Source organism: Billgrantia pellis (assembly GCF_008297955.1).
Lineage (GTDB): Bacteria > Pseudomonadota > Gammaproteobacteria > Pseudomonadales > Halomonadaceae > Halomonas > Halomonas pellis.
The window spans coordinates 482,140-500,604 of record NZ_VTPY01000002.1 but is presented as its reverse complement, the minus strand read 5'-3'; the positions used below and the strand labels follow the sequence as shown (position 1 = coordinate 500,604).

General features: G+C 61.4%; 20 protein-coding genes and 1 riboswitch. Of the genes, 4 read left to right on the top strand and 16 right to left on the bottom strand.

What is annotated here, in order from left to right:
* From F0A17_RS05900 to F0A17_RS05850, 11 genes are all read right to left on the bottom strand, one after another.
* A partial coding sequence (locus tag F0A17_RS05900; RefSeq protein WP_149327411.1) for an aldehyde dehydrogenase family protein occupies positions 1-750 on the bottom strand: 750 nt, incomplete at its 3' end.
* Positions 751-785: 35 nt separating this feature from the next.
* Positions 786-1,514, bottom strand: coding sequence for a FadR/GntR family transcriptional regulator (locus F0A17_RS05895; RefSeq protein ID WP_149327410.1), 729 nt, complete (start codon positions 1,512-1,514; stop codon positions 786-788).
* Complete coding sequence (locus tag F0A17_RS05890) at positions 1,511-3,052, bottom strand: tripartite tricarboxylate transporter permease (protein ID WP_149327409.1); 1,542 nt, start codon at positions 3,050-3,052, stop codon at positions 1,511-1,513. Before F0A17_RS05890 ends, F0A17_RS05895 begins: the two co-directional genes overlap by 4 nt.
* A gap of 2 nt (positions 3,053-3,054) precedes the next feature.
* The gene (locus tag F0A17_RS05885; protein WP_149327408.1) at positions 3,055-3,531 is read right to left on the bottom strand and encodes a tripartite tricarboxylate transporter TctB family protein; all 477 of its coding nucleotides are present in this window, start codon (positions 3,529-3,531) and stop codon (positions 3,055-3,057) included.
* 50 nt (positions 3,532-3,581) lie between these two features.
* Positions 3,582-4,547 (bottom strand): Bug family tripartite tricarboxylate transporter substrate binding protein, encoded by a 966-nt coding sequence (locus F0A17_RS05880; protein WP_149327407.1) that lies wholly within the window; start codon positions 4,545-4,547, stop codon positions 3,582-3,584.
* Positions 4,548-4,591: 44 nt separating this feature from the next.
* Entirely contained in the window at positions 4,592-5,509 is a 918-nt protein-coding gene (locus F0A17_RS05875; protein WP_149327406.1) for a dihydrodipicolinate synthase family protein, read from the bottom strand.
* Positions 5,510-5,702: 193 nt separating this feature from the next.
* Positions 5,703-6,620: an N-acetylmuramoyl-L-alanine amidase gene (locus tag F0A17_RS05870; RefSeq protein ID WP_149327405.1), complete on the bottom strand. Its 918-nt coding sequence runs from the start codon at positions 6,618-6,620 to the stop codon at positions 5,703-5,705.
* Between the two features lie 2 nt (positions 6,621-6,622).
* Complete coding sequence (locus F0A17_RS05865; RefSeq protein ID WP_149327404.1) at positions 6,623-7,381, bottom strand: DUF3307 domain-containing protein; 759 nt, start codon at positions 7,379-7,381, stop codon at positions 6,623-6,625.
* Complete coding sequence (locus F0A17_RS05860) at positions 7,381-8,034, bottom strand: hypothetical protein (RefSeq protein WP_228716823.1); 654 nt, start codon at positions 8,032-8,034, stop codon at positions 7,381-7,383. The genes F0A17_RS05865 and F0A17_RS05860 overlap by 1 nt, the downstream gene beginning before the upstream one ends.
* 213 nt (positions 8,035-8,247) lie before the next feature.
* A complete protein-coding gene (locus F0A17_RS05855; protein ID WP_149327403.1) occupies positions 8,248-9,426 on the bottom strand; it encodes a vWA domain-containing protein in 1,179 nt (392 codons plus the stop codon).
* A 3-nt stretch (positions 9,427-9,429) separates the two neighbouring features.
* Positions 9,430-10,284 (bottom strand): AAA family ATPase, encoded by an 855-nt coding sequence (locus F0A17_RS05850; RefSeq protein ID WP_149327402.1) that lies wholly within the window; start codon positions 10,282-10,284, stop codon positions 9,430-9,432.
* Between the two features lie 146 nt (positions 10,285-10,430).
* Here F0A17_RS05850 and F0A17_RS05845 point away from each other — a divergent pair, with 146 nt between their 5' ends.
* Positions 10,431-11,276, top strand: coding sequence for a sterol desaturase family protein (locus F0A17_RS05845; protein ID WP_149327401.1), 846 nt, complete (start codon positions 10,431-10,433; stop codon positions 11,274-11,276).
* On the opposite strand, the gene F0A17_RS05840 is transcribed toward F0A17_RS05845, so the two are convergent.
* Together F0A17_RS05840 and F0A17_RS05835 are read right to left on the bottom strand one after the other, a co-directional pair.
* Positions 11,273-12,157 carry an NAD(P)-dependent oxidoreductase gene (locus F0A17_RS05840; protein WP_149327400.1) on the bottom strand — a complete coding sequence of 295 codons (885 nt, stop codon included), beginning with the start codon at positions 12,155-12,157 and terminating at the stop codon, positions 11,273-11,275. The two genes, F0A17_RS05845 and F0A17_RS05840, sit on opposite strands and share 4 nt — an antisense overlap.
* 118 nt (positions 12,158-12,275) lie before the next feature.
* Positions 12,276-13,094, bottom strand: a complete 819-nt coding sequence (locus tag F0A17_RS05835) for a DUF1206 domain-containing protein (RefSeq protein ID WP_149327399.1) — start codon at positions 13,092-13,094, stop codon at positions 12,276-12,278.
* A gap of 183 nt (positions 13,095-13,277) precedes the next feature.
* Here F0A17_RS05835 and F0A17_RS05830 point away from each other — a divergent pair, with 183 nt between their 5' ends.
* Complete coding sequence (locus F0A17_RS05830; protein ID WP_149327398.1) at positions 13,278-13,751, top strand: SRPBCC family protein; 474 nt, start codon at positions 13,278-13,280, stop codon at positions 13,749-13,751.
* Between the two features lie 137 nt (positions 13,752-13,888).
* Here the strand turns inward: F0A17_RS05830 and F0A17_RS05825 are convergent, their stop codons facing one another.
* Positions 13,889-14,464 carry a hemerythrin domain-containing protein gene (locus F0A17_RS05825; RefSeq protein WP_149327397.1) on the bottom strand — a complete coding sequence of 192 codons (576 nt, stop codon included), beginning with the start codon at positions 14,462-14,464 and terminating at the stop codon, positions 13,889-13,891.
* A 162-nt stretch (positions 14,465-14,626) separates the two neighbouring features.
* Between F0A17_RS05825 and F0A17_RS05820 the strand changes: the two genes are divergently transcribed.
* Positions 14,627-15,391 (top strand): metallophosphoesterase, encoded by a 765-nt coding sequence (locus F0A17_RS05820; protein ID WP_149327396.1) that lies wholly within the window; start codon positions 14,627-14,629, stop codon positions 15,389-15,391.
* Positions 15,392-15,563: 172 nt separating this feature from the next.
* Here F0A17_RS05820 and F0A17_RS05815 read toward each other — a convergent pair whose 3' ends face one another.
* Positions 15,564-16,046 (bottom strand): 6,7-dimethyl-8-ribityllumazine synthase, encoded by a 483-nt coding sequence (locus F0A17_RS05815; RefSeq protein WP_149327395.1) that lies wholly within the window; start codon positions 16,044-16,046, stop codon positions 15,564-15,566.
* 103 nt (positions 16,047-16,149) lie between these two features.
* Positions 16,150-16,321: riboswitch (FMN riboswitch) on the bottom strand.
* 111 nt (positions 16,322-16,432) lie between these two features.
* The gene (gene nhaD, locus F0A17_RS05810; protein WP_149327394.1) at positions 16,433-17,914 is read right to left on the bottom strand and encodes a sodium:proton antiporter NhaD; all 1,482 of its coding nucleotides are present in this window, start codon (positions 17,912-17,914) and stop codon (positions 16,433-16,435) included.
* A 231-nt stretch (positions 17,915-18,145) separates the two neighbouring features.
* Between nhaD and F0A17_RS05805 the strand changes: the two genes are divergently transcribed.
* Complete coding sequence (locus tag F0A17_RS05805; RefSeq protein WP_149327393.1) at positions 18,146-18,427, top strand: DUF503 domain-containing protein; 282 nt, start codon at positions 18,146-18,148, stop codon at positions 18,425-18,427.
* The last annotated feature ends 38 nt before the right edge of the window (positions 18,428-18,465 follow it).

Genomic DNA, 18,465 nt, shown 5'->3' with positions numbered 1-18,465 from the left:
CATCAGCGCCGTGCCGCCGCCGCGCGAGCCGGTGAAGCCGACGGCTTGAATGCGCGGGTCACTGACCAAGGCCTGGCCGATCTCGCTGCCCGAACCGAACAGCAGCGAGAAGGTGCCTTCCGGCAGGCCGCGCGTCTCGACCGCGCGCTGCACCGCACGCCCCACCAGCTCGGAGGTGCCGGGGTGGGCGGAGTGGCCCTTGACGATCACCGGGCAGCCGGCGGCCAGCGCCGAGGCGGTGTCGCCGCCGGCCACGCTGAAGGCCAGCGGGAAGTTGCTGGCACCGAACACCGCGACGGGGCCGAGCGGAATATGGCGCTGGCGCAGGTCGGCGCGGGGCATCGGCTGACGCTCCGGCAGGGCCGGGTCGATGCGCACGTCGAGCCACTCGCCGGCGCGCACCACGGCAGCGAACAGGCGCAGCTGGCCGCAGGTGCGGCCGCGCTCGCCCTCCAGGCGCGCCCGGGGCAGGCCGGTCTCGGCGATGGCGCGCTCGATCAGTTCGTCGCCGATCGCCTCGATCTCGCTGGCGATCGTCTCGAGAAAGGCGGCGCGCTCTTCGAGCGACGTTTCGCGGTAGGTGGCGAAGGCCGCCTCGGCGAGTTCGCAGGCACGCTCGACCTCGGCCTTGCCACCGCCCACGTAGGTGGGCTCGAGGGTCTCGCCGGTGGCGGGATTGACGGCGTGGATGGGCTGGGAACTGCCGCTAACGGCGTCGCGGCCGATCAGCATCTGGCCATTGATTGGCATTTCATTTGCTCCTTATGTCCAGGGCTGTAACCGGGTCAGGTATCGCTCAAATTGTCAGTGACACGCTTTCGGACTCGATTGATATGGTGTCGCATGGCGAGGCGGGCACCTTCGGCATCGTTCTGCTCGATCGATTCATAGATCATGCGGTGCTCGCCCAGTACCCGATCTATACGTTCCTGACTCGCGCTTTTGGTAATGCTTAGTGCCATGGTCATGGCTTTCTCGATATCAATATGTATCGACTCGAGAATTTGAGGGAACATGTCATTGCCAGTGGCTTCGGCGATTACCCTATGAAAGTTGAAGTCCGCCTGGCTGGCGATGCGGCCGCGGGTGAAATCTTCCTTCATGCCCTCCAGAGCCTGACGCAGTTGGGCGAGCTGTTCCTCGCTGCGCCGCACTGCGGCCAGGGCGCAAGCCTCGCACTCTATGGCCATGCGCACTTCGTAGCTCTTCAGCAGCATTGCAATATCGGATGCGTCGGCATACTGGGTTAGGCCTGCTGGTGGGATGCGCTGGATATAGCTACCGGACCCTTGGCGAGAAACGACAATGCCATCCGCCTGCAGCCGCATGAGCGCTTCTCGTACTACCGGTCGCGATACTGAGTAGTGCTCGCAGATACGATGCTCTGACGGCAGCTTCTCGCCTTTCTTGAAGTTACCGTTGATGATGGCCTGCATAAGCTTGCCGTAAAGCTGATCGGCAAGCTTTTCCTTTCTGGGAGAAGGTTCCAGGACCTTGTTCTTGTTGCGATTCATTTGGCTATCCGACCCGACTCGCCAATTGCCCCAGGCTGAATGGGCTTTCTGATGGCAAGGAAATAAACGAAGAAGACAGTCAATAGGATGAAGAAGAGACTGTCCAGGCTAGTGATGAATACCAACGGGTTGCCGTTGGAGAGTGCCAGGGCCCGGCGCAGAAATTCTTCCAGGTTCGGTCCAAGAATGAAGCCGAGCAGTAGGGCGACGACGGGATAGCCATAGTGACGCAGGAAATAAGCGAGTATGCCCAGAGCTAGGGTCAGGCCCATTTGGTAAGCCGAATAGGTAGCAACGTAGCTGCCGACGACAGCAAGCAGGGCGATGGCGCCGTAAAGCATGTCCTTGCGGATCGAGACGATACGAATGAAATAGGGGCCGATCAGGAAAAGCGTCAACGGTATCAGCACCAGTGCGCTGAACAGCAGCGAAGCTAGCATGGGAGCTATCAGGCCGGCCTGATCGGTCATAAGTTGCGGTCCCGGCTGGATACCATTGATGATCAATACGCCCAGTACGATAGCCGTGATCGGATCCCCCGGAATGCCGAAGGTAAGCATGGGCACCAGCGCACCGCCGCAGACGGCATTATTGGCGCTCTCCGAAGCGGCAATGCCCTCAGGATTGCCTTTGCCGAAGCGCTCGGGGCACTTGGAGGTACGCACGGCTTCTGCATAAGCCAGAAAACTGCCCATAGAGCCGCCCGCCCCAGGCAGGGTGCCTACCGAGTAGCCGATCAGAGAGGACTTGAGGTAGCACCACAGACCAATCCCTCGTATCGCCGAGAGCGGCGGAAGGAAGTCGCGACGACGTATGGTCTGCGATTGTTGAAGCTCTTGGCGCAGGCGGCGATGCTCAGCGATCGAACTGGCCTGTATCAGCAGCTCACTGATAGCAAAGGTACCGATGATGACTGGCATCAGGTCGATGCCCGCCGTCAACCCCTCCATACCGAAGGTGAAACGTGCTACCGGCAGCATGGTATCAAGTCCGATGGTAGCGAGCATTAGCCCCAGGCAGGCTGCCATGGCGGATTTGACGATTCGATCTCGCTGGGCGATGACGATGACGATCAGAGCAAAGGCGATCAACGAAAACTTGCCCGCCGTTTGCACCAGCAGCGAAGCCTTGGCCACGAACGGGGCCAACACTATCAGTAGGATAGCGCCTATACCGCCGCCGACCATGGAGGCAAAGGAGGCGTGACCCAAGGCCAGGGCACCTTGGCCGCGCTGCTGCATGGGATAGCCCTCCAGCGCAGTCATCATCGACGAGGGGGCGCCGGGAATGTTGATCGTGGTAGCGGTTATACTGCCGCCGCACATGCCGGCCATATAGATGCTGGCGCAGGCCATCAGCGCGGTGGTGACGTCCAAGGTATAAGTAAGGGGAAGTAATAAGGCCAGAGCCAGGGTGGCGGTCAAACCAGGAATCGCAGCGAAAACGGTGCCGATGAGGAAGCCGGCCACCACATATAAGAGGGTGACGGGATCAAGCAATAGCGTGAAGCTGGCGAGAACCAGAGCGGTGAAGTCCATGATCATCCCCAGAGTGTCGGGAGGCGCACACGGAAGATCTGCTCGAATAGCAGGTAGCCGAGCAGTGTGAGGGAGACGGCAATCATTATCTTGCCGAGCAGCCGACTGAAGTCGGAAAACAGCAGAATGATGGCGAGCACATATAATACTGAAGCCAGGAAGTAGCCGAGCGTCGTGAATGCAAGGATATAAGCCAGCGTGGCGACCATGACCAGTATGGGGCGGAACCGAGCGCGCGATAGATTATTCGTTTGGTGGACCTCGCTAGATGCTGACAGGGCACGGACCAGTAGTGTGACCGCTAGCGCCAGTGACACACTGCCCACTACGAGAGGAAAGAATGAGGCGCTCGGGCGGCCATTACTGATAGGTGAGTCAAGTAGCATGGCAGAAATTAAATAGATGATGGATACGCTGCACAGGAGCAAGGGGAACGCCGAGGAAGCGCCTTGTCCTTTCAAGCTGTTATGCGTCGACATGTAAAGTTACCTCGAATGGGCCCTCGGCATACCGAGGGCCGTATCTATGGTCAGAGGTCCAGTTCGTCCATAAGCGCAAAGGTTTCCGCCTGCCTGGCTTCTATCCACTCATCCACCTCCTCGGAGCCGAGCCAGCTCGGAGTGACGCCGACCTGCGCTACCCATTCCTGGAACTCATCGCTAGCGAAGGCTTCGTGATAAGCGGTTTCAAGGGTTTGGATGGCTTCATCGGGCGTGTTCGCCGGGGCGACTAGTATGATGAAACTACCTGATTCGAGATTCATGCCCAGGTCGCTAATGGGAGGCACACCTGGGTAGGAGGGGTTCTGCTCTGACGAGAACTCCACCACGCCAAGAAGATCGCCAGAGTCGATCAGACCGGCAAAATCACCCAAGCTGGCGATAGCCGCATCTATTTCGCCGGATAGCAGGGCTTCTGATTCGGCTGCCGCGGCACCCGGGTAGGTAATGATATTGAAGCTGGCTCCGGTCATTTCCTCGAGGCGACGCGCGGCTAGGTAGGGGCCTGAGCCCTCCGGCATCACGCCGATTCGCACCGAGCCCGGTTTGGCCTTGGCCGTTTTGATTAACTCCTCGAAGCTGGTGACGCCGGAACGCTTCGAGACCACAATAGCATCGGCTTCCTGGGTAATGCGGGCGATCGGTTTCATCTTGTCGAGCGAATAGCCCGGGACCAATTGGGAGCGCGGCACGGTGATGACGCTGTCATAAGTTAGTACACTCAAGGTATGCCCATCGGGACGCGCCCGCATCATCTGAGTCAAGCCGGTAGCGCTAACCGCGCCGCTGATATTCTCGGCATAGATCGAGACCGGAAGTTGTTCTTCGGCAAGGTTGCTGATCTTGCGCGATATACCATCGGTACCTCCACCTGCTGACCATGGCACGATCAGGCGGATGTCACGGGTGGGAAAGTCCTCGGCAGCCACGGAGGAGGCTAGCGTCAGTGCGGCCAGGGTGCTGATGAGACCTTTCTTGATGGTATGAGTTGGCATGGGATTTCTCCACTTTTGTTGTAGTGCAGTGATGACTGCTGAATTCAGTGTTGTTGCTTCCATTCTTCAAGAATGCTTGCCAGGCGCTCCACCTGGGGCGTATTCAGTCGATCGACGCCGGGCGAGCGCACGAATCCGACATCCTGTCCGACCAGTCGCATGGCCTCCTTGACGACAGTGACATTGGTTCCGTTCTGCTCAAGGGTGCGCATGTCTTCGAAATCTGCGATGGCGGCGACCAACTGCCTGGCTTGTTTCCAGTCGCTATTCTCCAACGCCTGATGAAAGCGCATGGAAAGGGCGGCGTTGATATTTACCAGACCTGAAGTGAAGCCGCGGGCACCATAGGCGTAGAAGGGGAGAGCCCAGCTTTCTGCCAAGCCGCATATCCATTTCATAGAGGAGCCCTGTGTGGCCCGCATGCATTCAGCCATGCGAAGCGGGTCGGGAACTGCGTACTTGATGGCCACCACGCTCTCGATCTCGGCCAGACGAGCAAAATCGGATGGCGTCAGCCCGGCATTACGGGCGTAGGCGATAATCGGTAGGCCGGTCACGCTACTGATGTCACGAACGTACTGGACAAGCATGCGTGGAGAGGCAAAGGGATCTGGCGGCTGGTGAATCATGATGGCATCAACGCCTGCCTTCTCGGCTGCTTGGGCCATCTTCATCGCTTCATGAAGACTGCGCCCTACACCGGCGGTGATCAGGCTGCGCCCTGCGGCGGCGTCCACGGCAATTTGATAAGCATGCGTAATTTCGTCAGGCGTGAGGGAGTAGAACTCGCCGGTATTGCCTCCGCTGACGATATTATGAACACCTGCATTTGCAATATTGTTCACGACCTGACGTAGCAGATCGTCATTGATGCGACCGTTGGGCAGATATGGGGTCACATGGACACCCGAAACCCCTTCGAGGGCTTGCTCGACCCGTGAACGGGACGCTGTGGTGATCATCGTTGTTTGCTCCTTCCTGTAGGTGCGGTGAGTCACTCGGGATACAGGAAGACTATTGTTCGATTTGCAATGTTGTCAAACAAATTTTAATTAAGTTATGGGAATTTGAAAATAAAAAGCACTTAAAATCAGCGTATTAAGAAAGTAGATTGGCCTTTAGTCTTATTACATGTTTACAAATTTGGCTGACATGTCAGCAAGGTGGATGATCAGCAGAGAGCCAGGGGCGCTGCTCGGGGCGATACGTTTCCAGCAGCGCCCAGAGGATGGCGGCGGTTTCAGCGTCGGGTAGGCCGCGGTAGTCGGCGGGACGGAAGCGCATCTGGAAGGCGCGCAGCACCGCGCGGGTCTGCCGATCGAGCTCGCCGGTGATGTCGACCGGATAGCCCCAAGCCTCGAGCGCTTCCTGCAGTTCCGCCATCGGCAAAGGGCTTGCTTTGAAATGTGTCTCGAGCGCCGCCACCCGTTCTTCGTCGGGCCACACGCCGATACCCGCTTCATGGAGCTTACGCCAGGGAAACCGAGGCCCGGGATCGATCTTGCGCGTCGGCGCGATGTCGGAATGCGCCACCACATCGGTGGGGTGGATGCCGTGGCGCTCGATGATATCTCGCGACAGTGCGATCAGCGCATCGATCTGCTCCTCTGGGTAAGGCGCCCAGTCCACCGCCACCGCAGCCTCGGGGTGCGCTTCCAGTAGTCGCTCCACCTCGGCGTAGGGCCGGTCGGGCCCGGAATTGACGATTTCGATGCCGATCGAGGTGTCGTTGACGTTGGTTCGGTCTTTCCAGGCGCTGGCGCCGGCATGCCAGGCGCGGCGATTCTCATCGACGAGCTGATAGACCAGCGGTCGTCCGTGCCGCTCTCGCGCCGGTAGCGGCAGCACGTAGTGGGCGCTGACATGGGGCCCGGTGAGCGCGGCCAGCGATTCGGCCTCGTTCACGTCGGTATAGTGCAGTACCAGATGGCGTACGCGGCTGTTATGCGAGGGCGAGGTGAAGCGATGCTCGACGCCATATCCCTGGCGCGCCTCGAACGTGGGTGAGGCGCAACCGGCCAGCCATGCGCCCGTGAACGCTATGCTCGTCACGGCGGTCCAGCAACGGGACATGCTCAGCCCCCCTCCGCCACGAGCCGTATCAGCAAGCCGAGCACCATCGCAGTCGAGACGCTGAGCAAGGTACCCATGAGCACGTACTCGGTCAGTTTGCGGTCCTGCGCGCCACGCAGTTCACCGAAGCGCAACACCGACTTGGCGGCCAGCAGGAAGCCGATGGCCGTCAACTGGTCGAGCAGCACCAGGGTCAACACCAGCACGCGCTCGGCCATGCCGATGCGTGCCCCGGCGGCGATGAGTGTGCCGGGGTTATCGATTTCGGCACTCCAGCGCTGTATGACCAGGGCGATGACGATCGACAGCGGTCGGGTGACGACCAGATACGCGACGATGATGCCGAGCACCGACGGAGTGAACAACCATTGCCAGAACGCGATCAACGGCCGCCAGTCGCCTAGCCAGGCCAGCCAGACCCCCAACAACACCAGCAGATGCAGTGCCTGGTCGAGCATGAACCAGCGCAACCTTCCCGGAGACAAATAGGCCTTTCCTAGGTCGATCAACGTATGGCTCACGGCGACGGCAAGCGCGCCACCCAACACCATGGCCCAGGAACTGCCCGATGAGTGGGTGAGGGTAGCCGCGCCCAGCACCGCAAGAGCCAATCCGCCATGTAGCGCAGCGTGTAGGTAGAGTTGTGGGGACCGGACTTTACGCCTATAGCGGGCTTCGACCCAGCGGCGTGGCTGCAGGGCGAAGTCGCCGAGCAGATGGACCAGCACTAGCCCCAGCAATAGCGAGAGATCGGCGTTCATTACGGGTCGTCCTTGAATCGTTGGCCGAGGTAGCGGAGGTATTCGTCGAGCAGCGACCAACGGGCGGCACGCAACCGTTTGTGCACACTGGGTTGGCTGATGCCGAGCCGCTTGGCGAGTGCTTGCTGGGATTCCTCGTGCCACAGGCTCAGGTAGACGGTCTCGGCCGAATAGCGCGACCAGCCGTCGATCAGGTCATCGACGAAGCGGGTCAGCAGGGCTAGGCATTCGTTCCCGGACGCCTCGGCCAGGCTGAGGCAGAGGTGGGAGGAACCTGCGCTCATGGCATCCAACGCCTGGCCGGAGCGTACGAACACTTCGCCGTTGGCTTCGGTCACCCGCTGTTCGGGTTGCCAGCGATCCTCGCCGATGGCGACAGCGATACGCGCATCCCAGCGCTGATGTTCCTCCGAATGGCGAACCAGTGCCGCACGTAATAGCACCGCAGCGGGTAGGGCAGCCACTGGGTCGGGCAAGGCGATTTGAAAGCCATCGCCACGGTATCGCTCGCCTTGGCCGCCGAAGCGATCGCAGATCGCCTCCAGAGCGGTATCGAGTACCTGGAAGAGTCGCTTCGGGTCGCTGGCCTTGCGCGAATCGACAAGGTCACCCGTGAGTACGGCAATACGCTGCGCCATAGGCTTGTTCTGCATGAAGGTCTTGCCAGGATAATAACCTCTGGGGGTTATTTTTCAATTTAATAGCCATAAAAGGCTATAGCGACCTGTTCGCTATCGTCGTTGCCTCGGATCATGCGGACGACATGACGTGTCGCACGAAAGCTGTATTAATATACAGTATAGAGAGCCGCCTCAGTATGAGCAAGTGATCTCAGGGTGTAGCGAAACCCTATCCCGGCATTTCCCTCAGCGTGCCAGTTCGCGCATGGCGTTCTCCAGCCCCTCCAGGGTCAAGGGATACATGCGGTCGTCGATCAACTGACGAATCAGCTGGGTGGAGTGAGTGTATTCCCAGGTTCGTGGCGGCATGGGGTTGAGCCAGGCCAGGCGGGGGAACGTGTCGGCCAGGCGCTTCAGCCACACCGCGCCGGCCTCGTCGTTGAAGTGTTCCACGCTACCGCCGGGGTGGGTCACCTCATAGGGCGACATGGCGGCATCGCCGACGATCACTACCTGATAGTCACGCCCGTAGGTGTGCAGCACGTCCAAGGTGGGGATGCGTTCGCTGGTGCGGCGATAATTGTCGCGCCAGAGACCTTCGTACAAGCAGTTGTGAAAATAGTAGTGCTCCAGGTGCTTGAACTCAGAGCGGGCGGCGGAGAACAGCTCCTCGCACACTCGGATGTGATCGTCCATGGAGCCGCCCACATCGAGGAATAGCAACACCTTCACCGCATTGTGGCGCTCGGGGCGCATGCGCACGTTGAGCAGGCCGGCATCGCGGGCAGTGTCGCGAATGGTGGCGTCGACGTCGAATTCTTCGGCCGCCCCCTGGCGAGCGAACTTGCGCAGCCGGCGCAGCGCCATCTTGATGTTGCGAGTGCCGAGTTCGAGCGAGTCGTCATAGTCGCGGAAGCGGCGCTCATCCCACACCTTGATGGCTCGGCGATGGCGCGAGCCCTCCTGGCCGATGCGGATGCCTTCGGGGTTGTAGCCGTAGGCGCCGAAGGGGCTGGTGCCGCCGGTGCCGATCCACTTGTTGCCGCCGGCGTGGCGCTCCTTCTGCTCTTCCAGGCGCTTCTTGAATGTCTCGATCAGCTTCTCGAGCCCGCCCAGCGATTCGATCTGGGCCTTCTCTTCCTCAGAGAGCCGCTTCTCGAACTCGCGGCGCAGCCAATCGTCGGGTATCAGCGCCTCGATGGCGGCGTCGAGGTTCTCCAGACCGTCGAACCAGGCAGCGAAGGCGCGATCGAAGCGGTCGAAGTGACGTTCGTCCTTGACCAGCACGGTGCGCGCCACCCGGTAGAACGCCTCCATGTCGGCGAACACCACGCCGCGCTCGACCACCGCGTGCAGATCGAGCAGTTCGCGCAACGATACCGGCACGCCGGCACGCTTGAGGGTTTCGAACAGGCCGATGAACATGGCTCAGCGCCTCTGGTTGCCTTGGCGACGCATCATGAAAGCCAGCCGTTCGAGCAGTTGGGTATCCTGCTCGTTCTTCACCAAGGCGCCTGCCAATGGGGGGATCGCCTTCACCGGGTCTCGGTGGTAGAGCGCCTCGCGGGCCAGCTCGTCGGCCATCAGCAGTTTCAGCCAGTCGACCAGTTCCGAGGTGGAGGGCTTCTTCTTCAGCCCTGGTGCTTGGCGCAGATCGAAGAACACTTCCAGCGCTTCGCTGACCAGCTTCGGCGCGATGTCGGGGAAGTGCACATCGACGATGGCCTGCATGGTTTCGCGGTCGGGGAACTCGATGTAGTGGAAGAAGCAGCGGCGCAGAAAGGCGTCGGGCAGCTCCTTCTCGTTATTCGAGGTGATGACGATGATCGGCCGGTGGCGGGCGGCGATGGTCTCACCGGTCTCGTAGACATGGAATTCCATGCGATCCAGCTCCTGGAGCAGATCGTTGGGGAACTCGATGTCGGCCTTGTCGATCTCGTCGATCAAGAGCACCGCACGCTCGTCGGCGGTGAAGGCCTCCCACAGCTTGCCGGGCTTGATGTAGTTCTCGACGTTCTCCACGCCTTCGACGCCGAGCTGGGAGTCGCGCAAGCGGCTCACCGCGTCGTACTCGTAGAGTCCCTGCGCCGCCTTGGTGGTGGACTTGATGTGCCAGGTGATCAGCCGCGTGTTCAACGAGCTCGCCAGCTCCTCGGCCAGCAGGGTCTTGCCGGTGCCCGGTTCACCCTTGATCAGCAGCGGGCGCTCCAGCGTCACGGCGGCGTTTACCGCCTGCTTCAAGGCATCGGTAGCCACATAGGTAGAGGTCGAATCGAAAGCCATGGTCGTGCCTCGGCGATTAGCGTCTGGGGAAGTCAAACAAGTGTACGGAAGGGTGGGGCAGGGGACAAATCCCGCTCGAAAGCGATACCATCGGAAAAGGCAATCGGCTGATCTGCCGCTGGCATGCCGGCAGGGGAGCCACGAATATGCACGAGACACTTCAAACTCACGAACCGCTGATCCGCCTCGGCATCTTCCTGCTGGTACTGGCGGGGATGGCGCTGTGGGAAATGCTCGCCGCGCGTCGTCAGCAGCGAATCCGGCGCTGGCAGCGCTGGCCGGGAAACCTGTTGATCGTAGCACTGGATACCCTGGCGGTTCGCCTGGCCTTCCCCCTGGCGGCGGTGGGGGCCGCCCTGGTGGCCGCCGAGCGCGGCTGGGGGCTGTTCCATCTGCTTTCGGCACCGCTGTGGCTGGCGCTGCCGCTCTCCGTGCTGCTGCTGGACGCGGCAATCTACTTCCAGCATCGGCTGTTTCATGCCGTGCCCTGGCTATGGCGCCTGCATCGCATGCACCACGCGGACCTGGAATTCGACGTGACCACCGGGCTGCGCTTTCATCCGCTGGAAATCCTGATCTCGATGGGTATCAAGATCGCCGTGGTCATGCTACTGGGGGCGCCGGCCGTGGCGGTGCTGATCTTCGAAGTCCTGCTGAATGCCACCTCCATGTTCAATCACGGCAATGTGCGCCTCTCCGAGCGGGTCGACCGCCGGCTGCGCCTGCTGGTGGTGACGCCGGACATGCACCGTGTTCACCACTCCATCGTGCACCGCGAAACCGACAGTAACTTCGGCTTCAACCTGCCCTGGTGGGACCGGCTGTTCGGCACCTATCGCGATCAGCCCGGTGCCGGCCACCATGGCATGACGCTCGGCATCGAGGCGTTCCGCGAGCCCCGTGAGCTGAGGCTGCACCGCATGCTGATCCAGCCTTTGTTGAATCCCAAGCCCCACGCTGGGCAGATTCGCGAGCAGGAGTCGCAGGGTTAGTCCTCCTTTCGGCGATACGCTTCCACCAGCGTCGCCGGGTCGTGCTCGGCGTGGCCATGGCTGGCGTGAGCGCGCATCAACTGGGCCGCAAGGCCGCTCATGGGCGTGGCGCTGCCGGTGCGTTGGCTCTGGGCCATCGCCATGTCGAGGTCCTTGAGCAGGGTGCGCAAATGCCAGGCCGGGCTGGCGTATTCGCTGGCCGCCATGCGCGGGGTGAGAATCTGGAACGGCTTGGAATCGGCGAAGCCGCCGGCCAGTGCCTCAGTCAGGCGGCTGGCCTCTACGCCGCTGGCCTCTGCCAGGGCTACCATCTCGGCGATCACCGCCGTCTGGCAGCCGACGATCATTTGGTTACACACCTTGGTCACCTGGCCCGCGCCCACCGGCCCCATGTGCGTCACTCGCGCCGAGAGCGGGGCGAGCAAGGGGCGTACTGCCTTGACGTCCGCTTCCGTGCCGCCACACATGATCGCCAGGCTGCCGGTCTCGGCTCCCGCCACGCCACCGGAAACCGGCGCATCCGTCCAGCTCATGCCGCAGGACTGCTGCAGGCGCTCGGCGAATTGCCGCGTGGCGGCCGGGTCGCTGCTGGAGAGATCGACCAAACGCTGACCCGCACGGCCATGCGCCGCCACGCCGCCTTCGCCGAAAACCACGCCCTCCACCGCCGCCGTATTGGCCAGGCACAGCATCACCACGTTCACGGTTTCCACCAGCTCGCCGATGGAATCGGCGACGCTCACGCCGGCTTCACGCAGTGCATCCGCCTTCTCGTGAGTGCGATTCCATACCGTGACCGGAAAACCAGCGGCCCGAAGGCGACGTGTCATGGGGGCGCCCATCAGGCCGATGCCGATGAAGCCGAGACGAGGCTGTGTCATACCGTTGACTCCGGTGAGCGGGTAGGGAGGCGAAAGGCTTCTAGCATGCTCCATGGAAGGGTTTTCCATCAACACCGGTATTCGCGAACCCGCACATAAGCGCGAGCTATCGACATGGCTAGGATGGCGGATCCACGCGACGGTAGACGGCCTCCAAGAGACTGTAGAGGCCGAAAGCGAACAAGCCGAACGCAACGAACGCCAAAAGCCATTGGCCGAACCATTGACGACGCAGTGTGTTGAACACTTCGGCAAGGCCGCCGGCTTGATCGGGGTTCATCCGATAAGCGGCGATGAGGAAGAACGCACCGATGAGCAGGAATACCAGACCACGAATCACCAGGCCGAAGCGGCAGATGGGGTAAGCCCAGCGCTGGGTTCGAGGTGGCATGTCGAAGTGGCGATGGAATTTCGTTTTCCAGCCCTTGATGCCATGCGCGACCCCGGCGCCGATGATGGCCAAGCCCACGGCACCTGTCAGCCAGCGCCCGTAAGGTTGTTGCATCAGCCAGCCGGCCAGGCCCTCCGAACCGCCACCGGAATCGCCGGCACTGCCGCCTGGTGCGAAGAGCAGGCTGGCGGCAAAGAACGCCAGCAGCGTATGCGTGACCGCGCTCACCAGCAGGCCCGCCCGAATGGCCACACCCTTGGCATCGTTGCCGTGGCGGTCGGTGTCCTTGATGGCCTGGACACAGCGCCAGATGGCGTAGCCCACGAGACCCACACAGATGACACCAAGAAGCATGTCGCCCCACGGAGCAGTCATTAGCCGCTCCAGCGCGCCGCGGCTGTCCGTGGTTTCGCCGCCTTGGCCAAGCGCCGCCAGCGCGGCCAGGCCGCCGACCAGGAGATACACGATGCCGCGAGCCGCATAGCCCCAGCGCGCAAGCAGGGCGAGAGCATTCCCACGATCGGGGAGGGTGGTCCTGTCCGTCATGAGCTCCTCCTGGCGGAGCATGGTATCCGTGGCGTTTTCTCAATGACCACTCTAGCAGCTCGGCCATGGCATTTAGCGAGAGGCTTGCGCGGCTTGGCATGAAAGAGCAGGGGAGGAGGAGTTGCCGCAACTGGCTTCGGTGTGGCTACGCTTCAAGGCAGCCGCAGGAAAAGGGAGTCCGCCATGATAGTATCGAGCGATTCGGCCGCGCACGAGATCGTCCTTCCCCTGGCCCGGGATCGAGCCTTCCTATTGTTCGTCGAACACTTCGCCGACTGGTGGCCGGCGGAATACACTTGGTCCCAAGAGGGACTGCAAACGATTGGCATCGAGCCCCGGCAGGGCGGACGCTGTACCGAAGTGGGGCCGCATGGTTTTCAGCTCGACTGGGGGCGCGTTCTGGCGTGGGAACCGCCCGGGCGCTTGATCATCACCTGGCAGATCGGCCCGAGCCGAGTGCCTCAACCCGACCCCAAGCATGCCAGTACGGTAACGTTTCTTTTCCACGAGGACGGGCCGGATACAGCTCGCCTCGAACTCGAACACCGAGACTTTCGGCGTCATGGCGACGGTGCCGAGGAGTATCGCGCTGCCATGTCCTCCGAGTACGGCTGGCCTTACATTCTAGGGTGCTATCGTAGGTTGATCTTGAGCTAGGCGAAGAGAAAGAATGTTCGGCTTAATCATGAACTCGCCTGCGTCTCTTAGCCCTGGCGCTTCAGCCGGACTTGATGGAACGAGTGTCCAGGCGCCATAGCGAACCGGCGCCTGGGCAAAGCCACGGTTCTGTGGAATCAGCCCGTCATCCGTCCACTGAGCTTGTCGCGAAGGCGATCGATCATGCCGACGCCGGGACCGACCGTCTTATGGAAAAGTTCGGAGTGGGGGGCGCTGGGGTGGGGGCGGGTCGGGGCCAACTGCTTGGCGGTCTCGACCTTCCTGCCCATGTCGACGAGCTGCTCGCCGGGAATGTGCGACCGAAGCTTCGGGAACTGTTCGCCTTCCTCGTCACTGGCATGGTGGCGTAGAAGGCCATCCAGCTTGCGAACGTGATCCATGAAGGTCGGGTCGGAAGTATCGGCATCCTCCAACTGCTTCATCACCTGCACGATCTCGTCATGCTCCTGCTTGTCGTGCTGCACATCGTCGGTGCCGTTCGGCACGTACTTCTCGATCACCGGGTAGACGTGCATTTCCTCGGCGACGGCATGACGCATCACTTCGGCTATCAGCGTATCGGCCAGCTCGCGTCGCTGGTCGGGTTCCGGCGTGTGCTGGATTCGGCCGAGCAGTTCCTCCATCTGGCGATGGTCGATGGTGAGAATGTCGACCACATCCGCCACCGTTCCGTTCCGGGGATGTTCGCTCATGAGACTCCCTCCTTTGAGTCGTTGCGCCTTTGGCAACAAGCTCTCTCAACATAGTCGTGAGTGAGGACATCGGCCAAACTTGGCGAAGCCCATATCACCCGCTCCGCTCGGGTGATCGTCAAGGCGGCGCCTGCCAATGCGTCACGAAACGAGGAGATGGCCATGCGACTCAGGGTGCTTTCCGACCTGCACCTGGAACACTTCGATGGGGACCGCGTGCTGCCTGAGGTGGCGGCGGACGCGGTAATCCTCGCCGGCGACATCCACCGCCAGACGGAGGGGCTGGCCTGGGCGGCCGAGCGCTTTGCCGGCCTGCCGATCCTCTACGTGCCGGGCAATCACGAATTCTACGGTACCAGCATGCCGGCGCTGCGCCGTGAGCTGGCCGCTGAAGCCGAGCGATTCGGCATCGACTTGCTCGATAACCGTTCACTGACGTTGGGTGGCGTCCGGTTTCATGGCACCACGCTATGGACCGATTTCGCTCTCTACGCTGACGCTCCCGACCACGACGACGCGCTCACCGAACGCAAGGCGCTCGGGCTGATGCCGGATTTCAGTATCATCGAGCAGCCGTCAGGAGAGATCTTCACCCCCTCGGCGAGCCGGCGGCTGCATGCCGAGGCCTTGGCCTGGCTTGCCGTGGAGCTGGCTGAGCCCTTCGCCGGACCGCGGGTGGTGATCAGCCACCACGCGCCGCTGGCCGACTGCATTCCGCCGCGTTACCGAGGCGATGCGTTGTCGCCGGCTTTTGCCTCGCATCTGCCGGCCATGATGGGGCGCATGGACCTGTGGATTCACGGTCACGTACACGAGCCGGTGGACCTCGAGTTCGCCGGCACACGCGTGTTGGCCAATCCCGGCGGCTATCCGGGGGAATTCGAGCCACCGCTGTTCGCGCCGGACTTCATCATCGACGTTCGATAGGGCCCGACATGATCGAACTGCCTCGAAAGTTGGACCTCTATCCAACCTTCGGGCCGTTCAGCGTTGATGCGACAGCTGGGCGAGAAGTCCTGGTTCGCCCAAGCGGTATCGTGCCTACCGAGGCGCGGAAGGCAACTGCTTGGATAATGCTGCGAGGGAGAGTTTCTTCGGCTCAGTCCGCGTACAGCTTGCGCGCCTCGCGGTGGTTCTCTAGGGTCATGGCACAGGCATCGGCCGCTTCGCGCCCCTTTTCCACGAAGTGCTCGCGGAAGAAGTCGCTGTGCGTGGCATGTTCGTGGAAGTGGTGTGGCGTCAGCACCACGGAGAGCACTGGCACTTCGGTGTCCAGTTGGACCCGCATCATGCCGTCGATCACTGCCTGGGCGACGAAGTCGTGACGATAGATACCGCCGTCGATCACGAAACCGGCACCCACGATGGCAGCATAGCGGCCACTATTGGCCAGTAGTTTGGCCTGTAGCGGGATCTCATAGGCGCCGGCGACGCTGAAGACGTCGACTCGAGAGGCCTCGATGCCATGCTTCTCGGTGAGAGTGGTCATAAAGGCTTCCCTGGCCTGAGCGACGATCTCGCGATGCCAACTGGCCTGGACAAAGGCAATACGGGGGGATTGATTCATCTTGGGCTGATTCATGGTCTTCCTCGAAAAAGTTACCAGAATCAGGGCATGCGGAACCCATGCCGAGACGTCGAGGCGAGCGGCGCTGACTGCGAGCACACGTTTGTCTCGTCTAAGGTGCCGTTCTCTTCCATCCGGACTATCACCGTCGGCTTCGGAATCTCACCGAATCTGCTGACCCCGGTCGTGGCTAAGATGCCATCGAGACCGAGCGCTCGCGGGCTTGGACCGCTCCTTCGAGGAGGGCGCTCACCGCCGGTGGGGACTTTCACCCCGCCCTGAGAACAGTGGCCATGTCATGGCCGAAGCCTATTTTATGTGCCCCCTTGGCAGGCGCCAAGGCGGAGTTCGAAATAAAAGGGCACGACCGTCCCACTATTGTCAGATGCCGGGCCCCCGAGTTAGCCGAACGCGCGAAAGCTGTCGGCATTCAGCCATAGGTGGGCGGCGATGCTGGCGGCATAGCCGAGTGCTATCACCGGTGTCCAGCGCAGATGCCCCACGAAGGTATAGTAGCCGCGGGCCTGGCCCATCAGCGCCACGCCGGCGGCGGAACCGATGGAGAGCAGGCTGCCGCCGACACCGGCAGTGAGCGTGATCAGCAACCAATGTCCATGGGACATTTCCGGCTGCATGGTCAGCACCGCGAACATGACGGGAATGTTATCGACCACCGCAGAAACCAGGCCCAGTGCAATGTTGGCCCAGGTCGCGTCCCAGCCCTGGTAGAGCGTGTCGGATAGCAGACCGAGATAGCCCATGAAGCCCAGTCCACCGACGCACATCACCACACCGTAGAAGAACAACAGGGTATCCCATTCCGACCGCGCAATGCGATTGAACACATCGAAAGGCACCACGCCACCCAACTGGGCCAGTCGGCGCTCGTCGCCGTCTCGAACGTAGCGTTCACGCTTGCGCTCCAACGAACGAGGCAGGGTACGGCGCAGGTAATAACCGAAGAATTGCAGGTAGCCCAGCCCCGTCATCATGCCCAGTACCGGCGGTAGGTGCAGCAGACTGTGGCAAGCCACGGCGGTTGCCACGGTGAGCAGGAAGAGCAAGATGATACGTCGTGCACCGCGCTTAAGGTCGATCTCCTCCTCGATGCCCTCCGGGGTGCGGTTGCCGATGAACAGGCTCATGGCCACCGCCGGCACCAGGAAGTTCACCAGCGAGGGCACCAGCAGGGCGAAGAACTCGTAGAACTTCACCATACCGGCTTGCCACACCATCAGCGTGGTGATATCGCCGAAGGGACTGAAGGCACCGCCGGCGTTGGCCGCCACCACGATGTTGATACAGGCGAGGTTGATGAAGCGCTTGTCGCCTTCGGCCACTTTGATGACCACGGCGCACATCAGCATGGCAGTGGTCAGGTTGTCCGCTACCGGGGAGATCACGAAGGCCAGACCTCCGGTCAACCAGAACAGCTGCCGGTAGCTGAACCCCTTTCGCGTCATCCAGGTGCGCAAGGCGTCGAACACGCGGCGCTCCTCCATGGCGTTGATATAGGTCATCGCGACCAGCAGGAAGAGCATCAGTTCGCTGAATTCGAGAAGCGTCTCGCGAAAGGCGTGCTCGGCCTCATCGGGCATGCCGGCCTGCACGTAGACCCAGCCGATCACGGCCCAGATGATGCCGGCGGCAACCAGCACCGGCTTGGACTTGCGCATGTGCAGCTTTTCTTCGCACATGACCAATGCATAGGCGAGAACGAACAAGAAAAGGGCGAAGAAGCCCGCTGCGGAATTCGTGAGATCGAGACTTCCGGTGGCGGCCTGAGCCGCAGGGCTGGCGAACCCTAACAGAGAAACGAGCAATAAGGTGCCTGGTCGACGGAGATACCGTGACCAGACAGGATCATGATAGCCGATAGGCATGATGGGATTCCTGAAGAAGGAAGAAAACACCGCCTATATATCATGCCGTGTTGCGCTGCGGTATCGCTCCGCGAGCCTTGCCCTATGCCAGTTCGGTATGGAGGCGGAGGGCTTTCGCCGGTGTGCCGCCGTTTCTCTCGCCGACGCGAAGCGGTGACGATGTGATAGCGTTTCCCGGCATTGTCAGACCAGCGGAATGACCGTGGAATCCGATCGAAGAAAGGAGGGGCCATGCATATCGGCATTTTGACTCTGCGTATCTCCCTGCCAGGCTGCACCTCGCTGAAGGAGAAGCGCCAGCGCATGGGCGGCCTGCACGCGCGCTTCGGACGTAACCCGGCGGTGTCGGTCTGCGAGAGCGGTGATCAGGAACGACTGGAATCGAGCGAATGGTCGTTCGTGGTGGTGGGCGCCGTGCGGTCGAAGGTGGAATCTCTGTGTAGCGAAATCGAGGATAAAATGCAGCGTACGGTGGACGGCAGGATAATGGAAACGTCGCGGGAGTTTTTGTGAGGCTTCGCCGGTACTGCAATGCCCCATAAGAAGGCACG

What these genes read in the sequence shown, in the direction of transcription:
- F0A17_RS05825 (WP_149327397.1), bottom strand. Translation starts at nt 14,464, where the DNA reads ATGAGCGAACATCCCCGGAACGGAACGGTGGCGGATGTGGTCGACATT.
- F0A17_RS05805 (WP_149327393.1), top strand. Translation starts at nt 18,146, where the DNA reads ATGCATATCGGCATTTTGACTCTGCGTATCTCCCTGCCAGGCTGCACC.
- F0A17_RS05830 (WP_149327398.1), top strand. Translation starts at nt 13,278, where the DNA reads ATGATAGTATCGAGCGATTCGGCCGCGCACGAGATCGTCCTTCCCCTG.
- F0A17_RS05815 (WP_149327395.1), bottom strand. Translation starts at nt 16,046, where the DNA reads ATGAATCAGCCCAAGATGAATCAATCCCCCCGTATTGCCTTTGTCCAG.
- F0A17_RS05865 (WP_149327404.1), bottom strand. Translation starts at nt 7,381, where the DNA reads ATGAACGCCGATCTCTCGCTATTGCTGGGGCTAGTGCTGGTCCATCTG.
- F0A17_RS05820 (WP_149327396.1), top strand. Translation starts at nt 14,627, where the DNA reads ATGCGACTCAGGGTGCTTTCCGACCTGCACCTGGAACACTTCGATGGG.
- F0A17_RS05880 (WP_149327407.1), bottom strand. Translation starts at nt 4,547, where the DNA reads ATGCCAACTCATACCATCAAGAAAGGTCTCATCAGCACCCTGGCCGCA.
- F0A17_RS05840 (WP_149327400.1), bottom strand. Translation starts at nt 12,157, where the DNA reads ATGACACAGCCTCGTCTCGGCTTCATCGGCATCGGCCTGATGGGCGCC.
- F0A17_RS05845 (WP_149327401.1), top strand. Translation starts at nt 10,431, where the DNA reads ATGCACGAGACACTTCAAACTCACGAACCGCTGATCCGCCTCGGCATC.
- F0A17_RS05835 (WP_149327399.1), bottom strand. Translation starts at nt 13,094, where the DNA reads ATGACGGACAGGACCACCCTCCCCGATCGTGGGAATGCTCTCGCCCTG.
- nhaD (WP_149327394.1), bottom strand. Translation starts at nt 17,914, where the DNA reads ATGCCTATCGGCTATCATGATCCTGTCTGGTCACGGTATCTCCGTCGA.
- F0A17_RS05870 (WP_149327405.1), bottom strand. Translation starts at nt 6,620, where the DNA reads ATGTCCCGTTGCTGGACCGCCGTGACGAGCATAGCGTTCACGGGCGCA.
- F0A17_RS05895 (WP_149327410.1), bottom strand. Translation starts at nt 1,514, where the DNA reads ATGAATCGCAACAAGAACAAGGTCCTGGAACCTTCTCCCAGAAAGGAA.
- F0A17_RS05860 (WP_228716823.1), bottom strand. Translation starts at nt 8,034, where the DNA reads ATGCAGAACAAGCCTATGGCGCAGCGTATTGCCGTACTCACGGGTGAC.
- F0A17_RS05855 (WP_149327403.1), bottom strand. Translation starts at nt 9,426, where the DNA reads ATGTTCATCGGCCTGTTCGAAACCCTCAAGCGTGCCGGCGTGCCGGTA.
- F0A17_RS05875 (WP_149327406.1), bottom strand. Translation starts at nt 5,509, where the DNA reads ATGATCACCACAGCGTCCCGTTCACGGGTCGAGCAAGCCCTCGAAGGG.
- F0A17_RS05885 (WP_149327408.1), bottom strand. Translation starts at nt 3,531, where the DNA reads ATGTCGACGCATAACAGCTTGAAAGGACAAGGCGCTTCCTCGGCGTTC.
- F0A17_RS05850 (WP_149327402.1), bottom strand. Translation starts at nt 10,284, where the DNA reads ATGGCTTTCGATTCGACCTCTACCTATGTGGCTACCGATGCCTTGAAG.
- F0A17_RS05890 (WP_149327409.1), bottom strand. Translation starts at nt 3,052, where the DNA reads ATGGACTTCACCGCTCTGGTTCTCGCCAGCTTCACGCTATTGCTTGAT.